The organism is Streptomyces pilosus (assembly GCF_014649835.1).
Lineage (GTDB): Bacteria > Actinomycetota > Actinomycetes > Streptomycetales > Streptomycetaceae > Streptomyces > Streptomyces pilosus.
On record NZ_BMTU01000003.1, the window covers coordinates 33,687 to 49,347 of the forward strand.

A 15,661-nucleotide genomic window follows, 5' to 3' on the forward strand; every position below is an offset into this window, starting at 1 on the left:
GGTCCCCACCCGCGAAAGGAGCCGCGGCCCGGATGAGACCCGCACCGAGCCCGCACCGACTCCGGACGGCGGCGGCCGTCGCGCTGGCCTGTGCGCTGACGCTCACGGCCCGGTCCCCGGCCGGCGCCGACCCGGCACCGGCACCGGCGCCGGCGCCGGCGCCGCAGACCCTCGCCGGGGTACGCGCCGAACTCCAGCGCCTGTACCGCGAGGCGGCCGTCGCCACGGACCGGTACAACGCCGCCGAGGAGAAGGTGACACAGCAGCAGAAGCGTGTCCGCTCCCTCAACGGCCGGGTGGAGACGACCGAGGCGCGGCTCGCCGCACTGACCGAGCGGGCCGGGGCGGCCGCCCGCGCCCAGTACCGCGGGGGCGGTGACCTGCCCGCCGAGGTGCAGTTCGTCTTCGCCGGCCGGCCCGAACGCGCCCTGGACGGTGCCGCCCGGACCCGTCAGGCGCACCTCTCCACCCGGAACCTGCTCACCGCCCTGGTCGGCACCCGCGAGGAGCTGGGCGGGCACCGGGACAGGGCGGTCGCGTCGCTGGAGGACCTGCGGAAGAACCGCAGGTCCATGGACACCCAGCGGGAGAAGATCGAGAAGCGCATCTCCGCCGCCGAGCGGATGGAGGCCCGGCTGGCGGAGGAGCAGCGCAGGGAACTGGCGGAGCTGGAGCGGGAGGAGACCGCCGAGGCGCAGGCGGAGTGGGTGGACACCGGCATCCTCGACCAGGTCGGCACCGAGGCGACGGCCGCCGGCCGCAAGGCCCTCGCCTACGCCACCCGGCAGATCGGCAAACCCTACGTCTGGGGCGCCGAGGGCCCGGACTCCTTCGACTGTTCCGGCCTCACCTCCCAGGCCTGGCTGGCCGCGGGCACCGTCGTCCCGCGCACCTCCCAGGAGCAGTGGCGCCTGCTGGACCGCGTCCCCGTGGCGGACATGCGCCCCGGCGACCTGATCATCTACTTCCCGGACGCCAGCCACGTCGGCATCTACGCCGGTGACGGCGAGATGGTCCACGCCCCCCGGCCGGGCCGCTCGGTGACGGTGGCTCCGGCGGGGTCGATGGAGATCCTGGGCGTGGTGCGGCCCGACGCGTGAGGCCGGGGCCGGCCCCGGGAGCCGGGGCCGGCCGGAAAGTCCGGGCCGGCCCGGGAGCCGGAGCCGGCCGGAAAGTCGGGGCCGGCCCGGGGCTCGGGGGCGGTCCTCGGGACCGGTTCTCAGGGCCGGGGCGGGGGCGGGCCGAACGGGTCGAGGGCCTCGACGGTCGGAGCCTCCTTCGGCCGGTGGCCTCCGGGCTTGCACCCGGAGAAGGGCCCCGAGGGGTCCCGGAGCGAGCCCAGCACCGGAAGCAGGTAGTCGCGGTGCCAGTTGGCGGGCCCGCACGCCCCGGCGTCCGGCCCGGTCAGCTCCTGCCAGGCCAGCCACAGCCCGTGCAGCTGGGCGACCGCCTCCCCGTGCTCCCACCAGCGGCCGCACCAGGGGGCCGTGGACGTGACCTCCCTGCCGTAGACCGGCAGCAGCACGTGGTGGGTCCACAGGGTCAGCCGGCGCAGCGTGTCGGCGTACTCGGCCCCCTCCATGTAGAGGATGAACAGGGGGGCGGGGGCCGCGGTCGCCTCCTGCGACGTCTCGTCCCGCTCCCCGGCGGACACGGTGTCGGCGGTCATGTCCGCTCCCTCGGTCGGCTGTGCATGGATGGTCCTCCGGTCCGTGCGGCCGCACGCGCGGTGCGCCGGCGGGAAACACCGGCGCACCACGCGGACGCCTGCGGGGGGGGCGGGCGTCAGCCCCTCCTGCCCCGCCTCGTGTTGTTCTGGTCCGCCTTGTGGGCGCGGCTGGACGTACCGGTCGTGGTGGCGGACGCGTCCTGTCCGCGGCCGCGCCCGCCGCCCCGGGAGGACTCGGGCGCGTGGGTGGGTGTCTGGGTCGTCGGGTTCTGGGGGGTCGGAGGCGGGGACTGCTGGTCGGTGGCGTGGGCGTTGGCCGCGTCCCACATCCGGTTGACCGACAGCGTGCTCGGGAACTGCTGGGCCGGCAGCTGCGGGGCCACCGCGGGCACGGGCGTGGCCTGCTGCGGCTGCTGTGACGCCCGGTGCCGGTTCAGGGCGTACTCGCCCGCCATGCCCAGCGCCTGGACCCCGGCGCCCACGGCACGTCCCTCGGGCGTCGGCGCCAGCCCGTAGGCGGCGGCGCCGGCAACCCGGGCCGCGCCGAGGACACCCGCCAGCACGTCGGGCGGGTCGCTCGGGTGGGGCCGGAAGGCCCTGGAGCCCTGGATGAGGACGGTCCGCAGCCCGTCGGCGCCGCTGAGCACGACGCCCCAGTTGTAGGCCGACCGGGCGCCCTGCGCCGAGTCGTTCAGCCCGGTGCCGATGCTCTGCAGGGCGACGGAGGCCGGTGCCAGTCCGTCGACGGCCGCGGAGACGATCTGGCCGCGGTGCTCCGCCACCCACCCGGCGGCGTCACCGGCGTGGGTCATCAGCTGGGAGCCGGCGATGTAGTGGTAGGCCCGGGTCACGGGGCTGTACCACTGCTCCGAGGCGAAGTCGGCGGGAGGCGGGGAGGGCGAGCGGGAGGGGCCCCGCTCGACGTCCTGCGGAGGGGTTGTCATGACGAACTCTCCGTCCACTGGGTGAGGCTGTCGGCCTCACAACGGGTTCGGTGTCCGCCCCGGTTCAGCGGGGCCGTCCCGCGGGACGCCCGCGGCGGGCCCGGCGGCGGTCACTTGAGCCGGTTCCGCACCGGTGCGGCAGCGGGCTTCACGGCGGCGGGCGACGGCCGGGAGCCCGCGTTCCGCGCGTCCGGGGACGGGGTGGTGGTCGCGGCCGGGAGACGCGCGGCGCGGAGCCCCTCGGGACCGAGCAGGGAGGGCGCGGCGGACTCCGCGGCCGGGGACGCGGAGCCCACCGGCCGGACCGGCACGGGCACCGGACCGGACGGGGGGCTCACCGGCCCTGCCGGGGAACTCACCGGACTCGACGGCGGACTCACGGCGTCGACCGGCCGGCTCACCGGACTCGACGGCGGACTCACGGCGTCAACCGGCCGGCTCACCGGACTCGACGGCGGACTCACGGCGTCAACCGGCCGGCTCACCGGACTCGACGGCGGACTCACGGCGTCGGCCGGCCGGCTCAGCGGACTCGGCGGAGGACTCGGCGGACTCGGCGCGGGGCTCACCGGACGCGACAGCGGCTCGGCCGGTGCGGGACCGGCCGCGCGCGACGCCTCTTCGACCGTGGTGAAGGCGTGCCCGTCGTACACCGCCTCGTTCCCGCCCGGGCCGCGGAGCACGGCGTCGGGCGACGACGGCTCGGGGGTCTCCCGGGCGCCGGCCGCCGGACGGACGAAGCGTTCCCGGAAGGCGGCGAACTGCTCGGCGTCGGCGGCCCTGATCCGGCTCCCGGCCCGGTCGAAGGCCTCCGCGACGGTCCACGGCGCGTCGCCGTCCGGCAGCGGCGGCCCCGCGTCCGGGTCCGCGGAACCGCGTGAGGGCGCCTCCCCCCGCCGCGCCGGGCCGGGACCGGCGGCCCCCGGTGCCTCCCGCAGCACCTCCCGCTCGTAGGCGTGGTTGGCGCAGCGTGCCGCCCACGGCATGCCCGCGGGATCCTCGTCGTACGCCCTGCGCCACTTCCGGTCGGTCCTGAGCAGGTGCAGGACCGCGTCCTCGAAGGCCTCCCGCCGCTCCTGGGGCAGCCGGTCGATCCGCTCGACGATGCCCTCCAGCGCCCGGTCCCGGCCCTCCCGCGGGGGAGGCGGCGGACCGGCGGGCGGTCCGGGTACGGGTCCGGGTCCGGGTCCGGGCGGGCCGGGCACCGGCCGGACCTCCTGCGCCGCCCCGTCGGGGAAGCCGGTGTCCGCCCCGTACGACGGCGGCACGCCCCGCGAGCGGCCGGTGAGGTCCCGCCACATGTCCCGCAGCGCCCGCCAGGCACGCGTCGCGAGGGCCGGTCCCTCCGCGCGCCGGCGGCGCTCGTTCCTCCGGCGGTACTCGGTGCTGATCAGCTCCCGTGCCAGCCCGGCCTCCGGGCTCTCCCTGGTCAGCCGGTTCCGTCGGCGGGGAGCGGGGGTGGCGTCTGCCATGGTCGCCCTTCCTCTCGGCACCCCACACGACGGTCCGGCCCCCGCGAGCGGTTCAACGGCCGGGCGTCCGGCGCGGCCCCGCGGTGAACCGTCCGGCGCGCGCATCCGTCGTGCCTGCGCGGACCACCGCCGCCGGCGCCCCGTTCGCCGGACCCGTGGGAGAAGAGGGAGAGCCACATCTCATGCGCAGACGCACATCGTTCCTGCTGGCCCTGTTACTGGTGATCGCCGGTGTGACGGGCACCGTCGTCGCGGTCCAGGCGCAGCGGTCCGCCGGCACGGACATCGACGGCGGGAACGTCGCCGGCACCGCCGACCACACCGTCACCTTCGTGAACCGCACGGACAGCCGGATCTGGGTCGGCAGCACCGTGAACGCCGACGGCTCGGCCGCGCTGACCGGACTGCCGGTGGTGGATCCGGGCGGGTCCGCCACCATCACCGTCCCCGAGCACCAGGGTGCCGGGCACTGGCGCGGCACGTTCTTCGCCCGCCAGGGCTGCGCCGGTGAGGAGGGCAGCACCTTCCACTGTGCCGTGGGCGACTGCGGACCGTACGCCGGCCACTGTTCCACCGGTGAGCAGCCGGTCAGCCTGGCGGAGTTCAACTTCGACCCCGCCGACGCCCTCGCCCCCTGGTACAACGTCAGCTACGTCAACGCCGTGTCGGCGGCCGTCACCATCGCCCCGGACGGGGTCGACGCGCCCGCCGACGGCGAGTGCGCGGACGTCGGCTGCGCCGGGGACCTGCTGTCCGCCTGCCCGGCCGACAACCTGGTCAAGGACCCGGCGACGGGCCGGGGGCTGGTCTGCGTCAACCCGGACCGGGACGCCAGGACGCCCTACAGCGACGCGATGAGCCGGCAGTGCCCCACCGCCTACGCCTGGTCCAAGCACGACACCGAGCCGGGCAACCGGGTCGTGCGCCAGTGCGCCCGGTGCAGCGGTCTGACGGTCACCTTCCACGGCGGCGGAACCCCCGCGCCCGCCCCCGCCCCCACCGCCCAGCCGGCAGGTCAGGACGACCGGGCCGAGGCCGCCCCGGGCCGCCGGGGCGTCGCCCTCAACCCCGTCGACGGCGCGGACCGGGCGCTCGCCGACTCCGGGGCGTCCTGGTACTACAACTGGGCCTCCTCGAAGGGCACCTTCGCCGGACCGGAAGGCGCCGAGTTCGTCCCGATGATCTGGGGCCCCGGCTCGGTCACCGACGCCGAACTGGGCCGGGCCGCCGCGGAGGGCACGCACCTGCTCGGCTTCAACGAGCCCGACCTGCCGGGCCAGGCCGACATGACGGTCGAGCAGGCCCTGGACCTGTGGCCCCGGCTGGAGGCCACCGGCCTGCGCCTGGGCGCACCGGCGGTCGCGTTCGGCGGCGACGTGGAGGGCGGCTGGCTGGACCGCTTCATGCGGGGCGCGGCCGAGCGGGGCCTGCGGGTCGACTTCATCCCCCTGCACTGGTACGGCGGCGACTTCGGCCCCGACGCCCCCGAGCAGCTGCGCCGCTACCTCCAGGCCGTCCACGACCGCTACGGCAAGCCCGTCTGGCTGACCGAGTACGCGCTGACGGACTTCTCGGGGCCCACTCCGCGTCACCCGGACCAGCGGCAGCAGACCGACTTCGTCAGGTCCTCGACGGCGATGCTGAACGGCCTCGGCTTCGTGGAGCGGTACGCCTGGTTCGCGCTGTCCACCGCGACCAGCCCGACCGGCCTGTACGACGGGACCACGGCGAACGCCTCCGGGCAGGCCTACCGGGAGGCCGGATGAGGGTGCGTTGAACCGTCCGCGCGGCCCGCCCGTTGTACCGGGGACAGCCTCGCCGGGTCCGTCCGGGGCCGGGGCGACGCCCCGTTCGGCGATCGGAGGAGATCCATGTCAGGCGGTCCGCGCGGACGCGCTCCCCTCGCCGGCCGCGCGCCGCGCGCGGCCCGGTGGGCGGGTCAGCCGCTCGCGGGCCTTCTCCGCGTCCGGATGACCGAGTTCCACGAAAATCTCCAGGGCCCGCCGCCAGCTGGTGCGGGCCTCCTCCTCCCGGCCGGCGTCGAGCTGGACGTCGCCGAGGTTGCTCAACGAGTGCCCCTCCCCCCACCGGTTGGCGATGATCCGGTGGGTCTCCAGCGCCCGGTGGTAGTACGCGACCGCGTCGTCGTGGCGGCGCAGCCGGTGGTGGACGGTGCCGAGGATGTCGAGTGCGACTCCCTCGACCCAGCGGTTGTCGCCCGCGCGCAGGACGGTCAGCGCCTGCTCCAGGCAGGAGACGGCCTCCTGGAACCGGCCGAGCCGCTGGTAGGCGTCGCCCAGGTTGGTCAGCATGATGCCCTCGCCCCAGACGCTGCCGAGCGCCCGGTCGATGGCCAGGGCCCGGCGGCTGTACTCGACGGACTCCTCGAGCCGGCCGGCCTGGAGGTAGGCGTCACCGAGGTTGCCCACCGCCCTCGACCTGCCCGCCAGGTCCCCGAGCCGGCGGTAGAGGGACAGCGCCTCGCGCTGGTGCTCGATGGACTCGTCGATCCTGCCCACGAAACGCAGCGCGGCGGCGGTGTCCGACAGGCCCTGAGCCACCCCCGGGAGGTCGCCGGCGGCGCGGGCGGCGGACAGGCCCGTCTGCGCGGTGTCGAGCCAGTCGCGCAGGTGACTGCGCAGGTAGAAGAAGCCCCACAGGACGGCCGGCAGCCGCCAGGCGAGGTCCGGCCGTCCGCACGCGGCGGCCTGGTGCACGGCGCTGACCAGATTGGCGCGTTCGCTCTCGCACCAGTCGAGGGCCTGCTCGTGCTCGGTGAACTCCAGCGGCCGGCACGACGGAGGCAGGTCGGGCAGCGGGACGCGGGAGCGGTTCGGGGTGATGAGGGGGCAGGTCGCGTCGGCGGAGTGCAGGTACCAGGCGAGCAGCCGCTCGACGGCCCGGTCCCGCTCCTCGGGCGGGTCCTCCGCCCGGACCCGCTCCCCGGCGTAGACCCGCAGCAGGTCGTGCAGGCTGTAGCGGCCGGGCAGCCGCTCGATGACCAGGTGGGCGCGGATGAGCTCGGCCAGCAGGGAGCGGGTCTCCCGCGCCTGGAGCCCGGCGAGGGCGGCCACGGCGGGCGCGGAGACGTCGGGGCCGGAGTGCAGGCCGAGCAGGCGGAACAGGCGCGCGGCCGGGGCGGACAGCGCCCGGTACGACCAGGAGAAGACGGCCCGTACGTCGGTGGTGAGGTCGTCGCCCCCGGTGAAGGCGTCGAGGCTGCCGTGGCACTCGCGCACCTCCTCGGCGATGGTGGCGAGCGGGAACCCGGGGTGGCCGACGGCGTGGGCGGCGACGATGGCCAGCGCCAGCGGCAGCCGGGCGCACCGGGTGATGATCTCGTCCGCCGCCTCCGGTTCCGCGGCGAGGCGGTCGGCGCCGATGCGCCGGGCCAGCAGGTCGTGGGCCTCGGAGAAGGGAAGCTGGTCCAGGGTCAGCGGGAACGCCCCCTCGCCGACCACCAGACCGGTGAGCCGGCTGCGGCTGGTGACGATGACCAGCGATCCGGGCGAGCCCGGAAGCAGCGGGCGCACCTGGTCGGCGTCGCGGGCGTTGTCGAGGAGGATCAGCACCCGCCGCTCGGCCAGCATGCTGCGGTACAGGGCCGCCTGGGCCTCCAGGCCGGCGGGGATGTTCGCGGGGGGAACGCCGAGGGCGTCGAGGAAGACGCGGATCGCCTCTCCCGGCGCCACCACGGTGCCGGTCGGGTCGAAGCCGCGCAGGTTGACGCAGAGCTGTCCGTCGGGGAAGCGGTCGGCGACCTCGTGGGCCCAGTGGACGGCCAGGGTGGTCTTGCCGATGCCGCCCATCCCGCCGATCGCGCCGATGACCACCGTGGTGGGTGTCCGCCCGTTCTCGGGGAGGAGGGCGCGGACGCGGTCGAGTTCGGCGTGCCGGCCCACGAACGTCGGGAGATCGGCGGGCAGTTGTGCCGGACGGGTGGCCGGTGCGGGCGGCCGGGCGGGCGGCGGCTCGGCCCGCTGCCGGGGCGGTACGGGGCCGAGGGACCCGTCGGCCGCGAGGATGCGGTCGTGCAGCTCCCGCAGCGCGGTGCCGGGCTCGATGCCCAGCTGGTCCACGAGGGTCCGGCGGGCCGTGCGGTAGACCGTCAGCGCGTCGGCCTGCCGCCCCGAGCGGTACAGCGCCAGCATGAGCAGCCGGCTCAGCTCTTCCTTCATCGGGTGGGCGCGGGTCAACGACATGAGTTCCGCGATGACTTCGGCGTGCCGGCCGAGGTCGAGGTCGTTCTCGATCCGGCACTCGAGCACGGCCAGCCGCTCCTCGTCGAGGCGGGCGCGCTCCGCCTCGGCCAGCGGGCCGGGGATCCCGGCCAGCGCCGTCCCCTGCCAGCCGTCGAGCGCGGCGTGCAGCAGGCCGGCGGCGGCGGACGGATCGCCCTCGGCGCGTAACGCGCGGGCGCGGGCGGCCTGTTCCCGGGCGACCGTCAGGTCCAGGGCGTCCCGGGGGGTGCGCACGAGGTATCCGTCGCCCACCGAGACCACCACCCGGTGGCCTCCGGCCGCGTTCCTGCCGGGTTCCAGCACCTTGCGCAGCCGGGAGACATAGGTCCGCAGGACGGACACGGCCGCGGCGGGGGGCCGCTCGCCCCAGACGCCGTCGACGAGCTCACCCAGGGTCGCGGGACGCCCCCCGCGTAACAGGAGGGCGGTCAGCACCGCCCGCTGCTGCGGCGAGCCGAGGTCGAGCTCCTGTTCCCCGCGCCAGGCACGGACGGGCCCCAGCACGGCGAAACGCAGCGGAATATCAGTTGCGTTCACTTCTCGAACTCTAGTACGCGGCCTTCCCGTCACCTACGGCTTGGCGGAACGTGCCGTTCCGTACCGAACACACCCTCCTGTCGGCCTCCTCCCCTCTTCTTCCCCTCGTTTCCGGCCGTTCCTCACGACCGTGCCGCCCCGCTCCGCCCGGCTCGGACGGCGGGACTGAACCGGGCCGGGCCCGGCGTCCGTTGCGGTACGCGGGGACCGCGCGGCGCAGGGCCCATGGGCGGCCGCACGCGGTACCGGAACCGTTCGCCGACGAAGGGACAGACGCATGAGCCGGGACGAGGGAACGGTCGAGCCGAGGCCGGGGGACGGACCCGGCCGGCCCGGCGGGCCGGGGGGCACGGACGGCACGGAGGCGGCCCCGGGGCTGCCCGGGCCGGCGCCGCGCTTCGCCGTGGTCATCTCCGCCGACGGCTCGGCGTCCATCGACGGGCAGCCCGTACCGGTGGCGGAGGGGGAGGCGCTCGACGCGGCGATCCTCGACGCCCTGCACGCGCACGCCGGCCGCCGGAACACCACCGTCACGGCGTCCATATCCGATCCCTCGGCGGACTACGTGGCCCTGGTCGAGGTGGCGCCGGACGGTTCCAGCAGGCTCGTGGAGCAGCCGGCCGAGGACGCCCCGGCATCCCCGCCGCCCCCGCCCCCGCCGGCGCCTTCGGCGGACCGGCCGGGCGGACCGGCCGGCGCCGCGACCGGGGCCGGCGGCCCCAGCGTTCCCGGTGGCCCCAGCAGTCCCCGCGGTGGCGGCGGGGCCGGCGGTCCCGGCCGTGACGGCGGTCCGGGCGGCTCCGGCGGTCCCGGTGGTTCCGCCGCCGGGGCGGCATCGCCTGGGCGGCGGCCCGTCGTGCCGTCGCCCGCCCGGTCCGTCCCCCGCCCGGCTCCGGGGGCGAGGGCCGGCCGCAAGGACGGGGCGCGCCAGTCGGACGACGAGTACGCGCCGCCCCGCCTGCTGAACCGTCCGCTGGTCGTCGGCCCGGTGGCGCTGGTCGTGGCGGCGCTGGTCATCACCCCGCTGGTCGTGCTGGGCAGCGGCGGATCGGGCGGCGAGGAGGACCGGAAGGAGAACGCACGCTCCAGCCGCGAGACGCCGGCCTCCCCTGCCGCCGGTGAGCCGCTGCCGACCGTCTCGGTGTCCTCCCGCACCGTCCCGCCGCCCCCGCCCACCGAGTCGGCCTCCCCCAGCGCGACGCCCAAGCCGAAGAAGACCGCGAGGCCCGACGTGAGGAGCACCGTCACCGTGACCGCGCGGCCGCCCCGGGCCACCGCCACGGTGACGGCGAAACCGGCCCGGGAGACCGCCGCCGACGCCCTGCGGAGCCTCGTCGCGAACGACCCCTCGGGCCGGCACATCTGCTACCGCGCCTACGTCACCGGGAAGGGCTGGCAGAAGCCGGTGTGCGACGGCACCATGGCCGGGACGACGGGGCAGGGCCGCCCGATCAAGGCCCTGAACATCGCGGTGCACGGCGCCGGCGGATCCGCCGCGAACGCCTTCGTGCACCGTCCGGGCTCCACGGACGGCAAGGGCGTGTGGAAGCCGAAGTGGACGGCCGTCGAAGCCGACGGCCGGAACAACTACATCGGCAGCACGAAGAGCGACGCCCCGAGGATGCTGGGCTTCGCGGTCAACGTCGGCAGCGGCCGGATCTGCCACACCGCCCGGGTGCGCGGCGCCGACTGGGGCAAGCAGAGCTGCGCCGACCCCCGTCCCGGCTTCCTCTTCGGCGGCACGCTCACCAACGACTCCTGGCTGGAGGCCGTCCGCCTCACGGTGTGACCCGCGACACGCGGCGCACGCCGGTCGGTCTCCGCGCGTTGAACCCGCCCCGCGCGGGCGCCCGTAGTGCTGTCGACGTAGTGCGCGCAAGCGCAGCGACAGGCAGGAGACCCGTATGACCACGCCGGCGGATTTCACCTACGAGGAGCAGACGTTCCCGACCATCGCCGAGGCCGAGGCGGCGGCGGCCCGCGAGGGCCGGCGGTCCGCCTCCCCGGAGCCGAACGTCAACCAGGGCGGGCACGGCGGCATCAGGCCGCTCGGCGACGCCCGGCAGATCCTGGAGAAGCCCGCCCCGTACGACGCCGTCGAGAACGAGTTCTACCGGAGGGTGCGTGCCGGGGAGTACCCGCACTTCACACCGGTCGTCCCGGCCTCGTACACGGCCGAGCAGGTGCGCGCGGCGCTGGGTGACGAACTGAGCCCCGCGGACAGCGCCGCACTGGACGACCGCCGGAACATCTACATCGAGAACATCACGGCCGGCCTGGACGGTCAGAAGACCCTGGACACCAAGATCGGCAGGTCGACCACCAGCTACCGGGAGAACAGGGCCCAGCAGGACAAGTCCGTCATGGAGGCCGGGTTCAAGAGCTTCAAGTTCGTCTTCGCCGACCTGGCCACCGGTTCGACCGGGCGCGGATGGCGCGTCGTCGCGGGCTCGGACGCGAGCGGGAACCGCGTCCTGGACGGAGCGCAGTCGTCGGAGATCCTCAGCAGGTTCTCCGACGACCCCGCGGTGTGGGACGGGCTGATCACCAGGATGCAGGCCATCCGCGACGCCGCGCAGAACTCCGACCTGGGCTTCGTCGCGGCCAGCGTCTTCTCGGTGCACGGCACGCAGAACGGCGAGACCAGGGTGGACGCCCGGCTCATCGACTTCGCCCACGCGATCGACGCGCAGCGGCCCTTCAAGCAGAGCCCGTCCCCCAGCCCGGAGGGCAGCCCCCGCCTCGGCGGCGGGCAGGGGGCCGCCGCCCGCGACCTGACGAGCCTCAAGAACACCTACCGGCGCCAGTTCCTCTCGGGCATGAACCATCTGATCGAGGACGCCACACGGGTCCGCACGGCGAAGGCCGCCCGGGCGACGCTGAACCCCGCGCAGGCGCACACGCGCGGCACGAACTCCCAGCCCTCCGCGCCCGCCGTGGCGGCGCGGACGCAGGGGCAGGCCAATCCCGCGGGCCCCAGGCGCTGACGCCCGCGGCGGGAACGACGGACGCCCCGGCCGGTCGTGACCGGTCGGGGCGTCGTCCTGCGGCCGGAAGCCGTGCTCCCGCCCGCCGTCGGTAGGCCCTGTGGGACTCGAACCCACAACCAATGGATTAAAAGTCCACTGCTCTGCCAATTGAGCTAAGGGCCCGTGGCGATGTTGCCTCCCCGAGCATAGCGGGACGTCGCCGCGTCTCCGATCGGGTATCGGTGAGGCGGGTGCGGACGTGTCCCCCGCGTGCACGCGGAAGGGCCCGCGCGAGCAGGTGTCGCGCGGGCCCTTCCGGTCGATCGGGTGAGGACGTGTCAGCCGTTGCGCTTCCAGCGCGGCTTGTCCTCGCGGCGGCCGAAGGAGCCGCCGGTGCGGTGGTCGTCACGACGGCCGTACGGGCGGTCGTGAGCGCCGCTGCGGAAGCCCGGGCGGTCGCCCTGGCGGTCGCGGTTGAACGGGCGGTCGCTGCCGCGGTGGCCGCTCCGGTCGTCCCGGCGGAAGCCGCCGCGGTCGCGGTCACGGTCGCGGTCGCGGTTGAAGCCGCCCCGGTCGTCACGACGCTCGAAGGAACGCCCGCCACGGTCACCGTCACGACGGTCGTCCCGGCGGAAACCACCACGGTCACCGCGGTCGCCCCGGTCGTCCCGGCGGAAGCCGCCGCGGTCGTCACGGTCGCGGTTGAAGCCGCCCCGGTCGTCACGGCGCTCGAAGGAACGCCCACCGCGGTCACCGTCACGACGGTCGTCCCGGCGGAACCCACCACGGTCACCCCGGTCACCGCGGTCGCCCCGGTCGTCCCGGCGGAAGCCGCCGCGGTCGCGGTCACGGTCGCGGTTGAAACCACCCCGGTCGTCACGGCGCTCGAAGGAACGCCCGCCACGGTCACCGTCACGACGGTCGTCCCGGCGGAAACCACCACGGTCGCCCCGGTCGCCCCGGTCGTCACGACGCTCGCGCCGCTCGTACGGCGCGGCGGCGGCCTCCGGGCGCTCCACGCGCTCGGTCCGCTCGACGTCCTGCGCGGTCGGCTGCTCCGGCAGGGTCACCTCGGTCTCGGCACCGGCCGGCGCGACGGCGGCCGTCTCGGCCACCACCGTCCCGACGTCCTCGCCGCGCTCCCGGGCGACCCGGGCGACCAGGCGGTCGGCCTCGTCGCGCAGTTCGGTGGCGCGGCGCTGGGCCCGCTCCAGCTCCTTGGTGAGCTGCGCGACCTCGCGCTCGGCCTGCTGGGCCGCGTTGCCCGCCGACTCGGCCTGGACCTCGGTCATCGACCGGGCACCGGTGATCTCGGCGACCTCCGGGTCGAAGGCCGCGCCGCCCTGGATGATGTGGCGCGTGGCGTCGACGCCCGCGTCCTCCATCAGCCGGAAGATCTGTCGCCGCTGGTGCGGCAGGGACAGGGAGACGACGGTGCCGGTGCGGCCGGCCCGCGCCGTGCGGCCCGCGCGGTGCAGGTAGTCCTTGTGGTCGCCCGCCGGGTCCACGTTCAGGACCAGGTCGATGCCGTCGACGTGGATGCCGCGCGCCGCGACGTCGGTGGCGACCAGGACGTTGACGTAGCCGTCCTTGAAGTCCGCCAGCGTGCGGGTGCGGGCGCCCTGGGTCATGCCGCCGTGCAGCGCGTCCGCCTTCACGCCCGCGTCGCGCAGCTGCTCGGCGACGCGGTCGGCGCCCAGCTGGGTGCGGACGAAGATGATGGTGCGGCCCTTGCGGGAGGCGATGGCCGCGGTGACCGGCGCCTTGTCCTTGGGCTTCACGACGAGGATGTGGTGCGACATGGTCGTCACCGCGCCCTGCGCCGCGTCGACCTCGTGGGTCGCCGGGGCGTTGAGGTAGCGGTCGACGAGGGTCTTGATCTCGTTCTCCATGGTCGCGGAGAACAGCATGCGCTGGCCGCCCGCCGGGACCTGGTCGAGCAGCTCGGTGACCTCGGGCAGGAAGCCCAGGTCGGACATCTGGTCGGCCTCGTCGAGAACGGTGATCTGCACGTTCTCCAGCGAGCAGGCGCCGCGGTTGATGATGTCGCGCAGCCGGCCCGGGGTGGCGACCAGGATGTCGACGCCGCGTTCGAGGGCGTAGATCTGGTTGCCCATCGACGTGCCGCCGCAGACGACCTTCATCTTCAGGCCCATGACGTCCCCGTACGGCTGGAGCGCGTCGGCGACCTGCATGGCGAGCTCACGCGTGGGTGTCAGGATGACGGCGCGCGGCTTGTGCTTCTCGGTGCGGCCGCCGGCCAGCGTGGCCAGGGTCGGCAGACCGAAGGAGAGGGTCTTGCCGGAGCCGGTGCGGCCACGGCCGAGGATGTCCTTGCCGGCCAGGGCGTCCGGGATGGTCGCGGCCTGGATCGGGAAGGGGGTGGTCACGCCGTTCTGCGCGAGCTTGCGGACCACGCCCTCGGGCAGGCCCAGGTCGGCGAACGTGGTCTCGGGAGCCGTCACCTCGGTGGTGACGGCGATGTCGGTGTCCGCCGCGTTCTCGGCGTTCTCGGGCACGACGACGTGATCAGTACTGGCGATGGGCATACGAATGCGAAACCTTCCGGAGTCTCTTCGGCACGCGCCCGTCAACTCCGTGATTCGCAGTTCGCAATTACGACCGCCTCGATGCGGTCCACCACGGCAAGGGAGAGAGTACGCGCCACACGGCGCGCTCTGCAGTGGCGCCGGGCAAATAGGATCAAACGATCTGCCACCATACGCACCCAGGCACCCCGGACGCAAATCCGCAGGTGAGCGCGGGGGTGGGACGCAGGTGTCGGACGCGGGGGCGCCCGGGAGGGGACCTCAGGCCGGCACCCCCGCTTCCGGCGCCGGTTCCCGCCGCTCCAGCTGGGGCCCGGGCGGCTCGTGCGCCGAGGAGGACGGCTCCGCCTCGGTCGGCTCCGGCTGCTGCGACGGTTCGGGCGGGGTCGGTGTGGGCTCCGGCTCAGGGGTCCGTGTGGGCTCCGACACGGCGGGGCCCTGGTCGGGGGCCGGGCCCGGGACACCGCCGGGCCCGCCGTCGGCCGGCGCGGACCGGCTCGCCCCCGGGGACGGGGAGGCCTCGGCCGACGCCGGTCTCCCGGACCCGTCCTTCCCGCCCCCGCCCTTGCGCCGCTCGCCCTCGCCGCCGTCCGGGCGCTCGCCGTCGGCGGCCGCGGCACCGTACCCGGACCCGCCGCCGGGGCCGGCCGCGCCTCCGTCCGGCGCCTGACCGCCGGTCCGGCCCGCCGGGCGCGACGGCCCCGCGGCCCCGCCCGCGTCCTCACCCACGCTCACACAGCCGGCGGCGGCTGCGACGGCGGCGACGGTGACGGCCAGGCGGACGGGTACGTACAAGCGGCGCACGGGGCCACCTCCGTGGGGAGTGCAGGGTCAACCACACCAACTCCCGCCACCCGCAAGAAGACACGCGCACGGCCCCACCGCGCCGGGCGCGTACGGCCTAGCCGTACCCGAGCGCGTGCAGCCGGGCGTCGTCGATCCCGAAGTGGTGGGCGATCTCGTGCACCACCGTGATCTCCGTCTCGGCGACCACGTCCTCCCGGGACTCGCACATGCGCAGCGTCGGCCCCCGGTAGATGGTGATGCGGTCCGGCAGCACCCCGGCGTACCACTCGCCCCGCTCGGTCAGGGGCGTCCCCTCGTACAGCCCGAGCAGCTCCGGATCGTCCGCCGGCGGCTCGTCCTCGACGAACACCGCGACGTTGTCCATCAGCCGCATCAGCTCCGGCGGAATCCGGTCCAGCGCCTCGGAGACCAGCTCCTCGAACATCTCGCGCGTCATCTCCAGCACAGAGCCATTGTCGGGTACGGGCCGTCCG

11 protein-coding genes and 1 tRNA gene are annotated in these 15,661 nt (G+C 75.4%); 4 read left to right on the forward strand and 8 right to left on the reverse strand.

What is annotated here, in order from left to right:
- Positions 1-32: 32 nt before the first annotated feature.
- Entirely contained in the window at positions 33-1,100 is a 1,068-nt protein-coding gene (locus IE118_RS08415) for a C40 family peptidase (RefSeq protein WP_189557052.1), read from the forward strand.
- 119 nt (positions 1,101-1,219) lie between these two features.
- Here IE118_RS08415 and IE118_RS08420 read toward each other — a convergent pair whose 3' ends face one another.
- The 3 genes from IE118_RS08420 to IE118_RS08430 form a co-directional block, all read right to left on the reverse strand.
- Positions 1,220-1,669 (reverse strand): DUF4913 domain-containing protein, encoded by a 450-nt coding sequence (locus IE118_RS08420; protein ID WP_189557054.1) that lies wholly within the window; start codon positions 1,667-1,669, stop codon positions 1,220-1,222.
- Between the two features lie 116 nt (positions 1,670-1,785).
- Complete coding sequence (locus IE118_RS08425; protein WP_189557056.1) at positions 1,786-2,613, reverse strand: hypothetical protein; 828 nt, start codon at positions 2,611-2,613, stop codon at positions 1,786-1,788.
- A gap of 110 nt (positions 2,614-2,723) precedes the next feature.
- On the reverse strand, positions 2,724-4,085 hold the full coding sequence (locus IE118_RS08430; RefSeq protein ID WP_189557058.1) for a hypothetical protein: 1,362 nt from the start codon (positions 4,083-4,085) through the stop codon (positions 2,724-2,726).
- A 182-nt stretch (positions 4,086-4,267) separates the two neighbouring features.
- Here IE118_RS08430 and IE118_RS08435 point away from each other — a divergent pair, with 182 nt between their 5' ends.
- Positions 4,268-5,851 carry a glycosyl hydrolase gene (locus IE118_RS08435; RefSeq protein ID WP_189557059.1) on the forward strand — a complete coding sequence of 528 codons (1,584 nt, stop codon included), beginning with the start codon at positions 4,268-4,270 and terminating at the stop codon, positions 5,849-5,851.
- Between the two features lie 108 nt (positions 5,852-5,959).
- On the opposite strand, the gene IE118_RS08440 is transcribed toward IE118_RS08435, so the two are convergent.
- On the reverse strand, positions 5,960-8,863 hold the full coding sequence (locus tag IE118_RS08440; RefSeq protein ID WP_189557061.1) for an AfsR/SARP family transcriptional regulator: 2,904 nt from the start codon (positions 8,861-8,863) through the stop codon (positions 5,960-5,962).
- Between the two features lie 277 nt (positions 8,864-9,140).
- Here IE118_RS08440 and IE118_RS08445 point away from each other — a divergent pair, with 277 nt between their 5' ends.
- Both IE118_RS08445 and IE118_RS08450 read left to right on the forward strand, forming a co-directional pair.
- The gene (locus tag IE118_RS08445) at positions 9,141-10,652 is read left to right on the forward strand and encodes a hydrogenase expression protein HypA (RefSeq protein ID WP_189557063.1); all 1,512 of its coding nucleotides are present in this window, start codon (positions 9,141-9,143) and stop codon (positions 10,650-10,652) included.
- A gap of 115 nt (positions 10,653-10,767) precedes the next feature.
- Positions 10,768-11,850, forward strand: a complete 1,083-nt coding sequence (locus tag IE118_RS08450; RefSeq protein WP_189557065.1) for an inositol polyphosphate kinase family protein — start codon at positions 10,768-10,770, stop codon at positions 11,848-11,850.
- 92 nt (positions 11,851-11,942) lie between these two features.
- Here the strand turns inward: IE118_RS08450 and IE118_RS08455 are convergent.
- The 4 genes from IE118_RS08455 to IE118_RS08470 all read right to left on the reverse strand — a co-directional run bounded on the left by IE118_RS08455 (position 11,943) and on the right by IE118_RS08470 (position 15,633).
- Positions 11,943-12,015, reverse strand: a tRNA-Lys gene (locus IE118_RS08455).
- 155 nt (positions 12,016-12,170) lie between these two features.
- Positions 12,171-14,381, reverse strand: a complete 2,211-nt coding sequence (locus IE118_RS08460) for a DEAD/DEAH box helicase (protein WP_189557067.1) — start codon at positions 14,379-14,381, stop codon at positions 12,171-12,173.
- 261 nt (positions 14,382-14,642) lie between these two features.
- Positions 14,643-15,185: a hypothetical protein gene (locus tag IE118_RS08465; protein ID WP_189557069.1), complete on the reverse strand. Its 543-nt coding sequence runs from the start codon at positions 15,183-15,185 to the stop codon at positions 14,643-14,645.
- A gap of 97 nt (positions 15,186-15,282) precedes the next feature.
- Positions 15,283-15,633 (reverse strand): metallopeptidase family protein, encoded by a 351-nt coding sequence (locus IE118_RS08470; RefSeq protein ID WP_189557072.1) that lies wholly within the window; start codon positions 15,631-15,633, stop codon positions 15,283-15,285.
- Between the last annotated feature and the right edge of the window lie 28 nt (positions 15,634-15,661).

Coding starts and splice junctions, on each gene's coding strand:
- IE118_RS08430 (WP_189557058.1), bottom strand. CDS start 4,085: ATGGCAGACGCCACCCCCGCTCCCCGCCGACGGAACCGGCTGACCAGG.
- IE118_RS08435 (WP_189557059.1), top strand. CDS start 4,268: ATGCGCAGACGCACATCGTTCCTGCTGGCCCTGTTACTGGTGATCGCC.
- IE118_RS08450 (WP_189557065.1), top strand. CDS start 10,768: ATGACCACGCCGGCGGATTTCACCTACGAGGAGCAGACGTTCCCGACC.
- IE118_RS08420 (WP_189557054.1), bottom strand. CDS start 1,669: ATGACCGCCGACACCGTGTCCGCCGGGGAGCGGGACGAGACGTCGCAG.
- IE118_RS08445 (WP_189557063.1), top strand. CDS start 9,141: ATGAGCCGGGACGAGGGAACGGTCGAGCCGAGGCCGGGGGACGGACCC.
- IE118_RS08425 (WP_189557056.1), bottom strand. CDS start 2,613: ATGACAACCCCTCCGCAGGACGTCGAGCGGGGCCCCTCCCGCTCGCCC.
- IE118_RS08460 (WP_189557067.1), bottom strand. CDS start 14,381: ATGCCCATCGCCAGTACTGATCACGTCGTCGTGCCCGAGAACGCCGAG.
- IE118_RS08415 (WP_189557052.1), top strand. CDS start 33: ATGAGACCCGCACCGAGCCCGCACCGACTCCGGACGGCGGCGGCCGTC.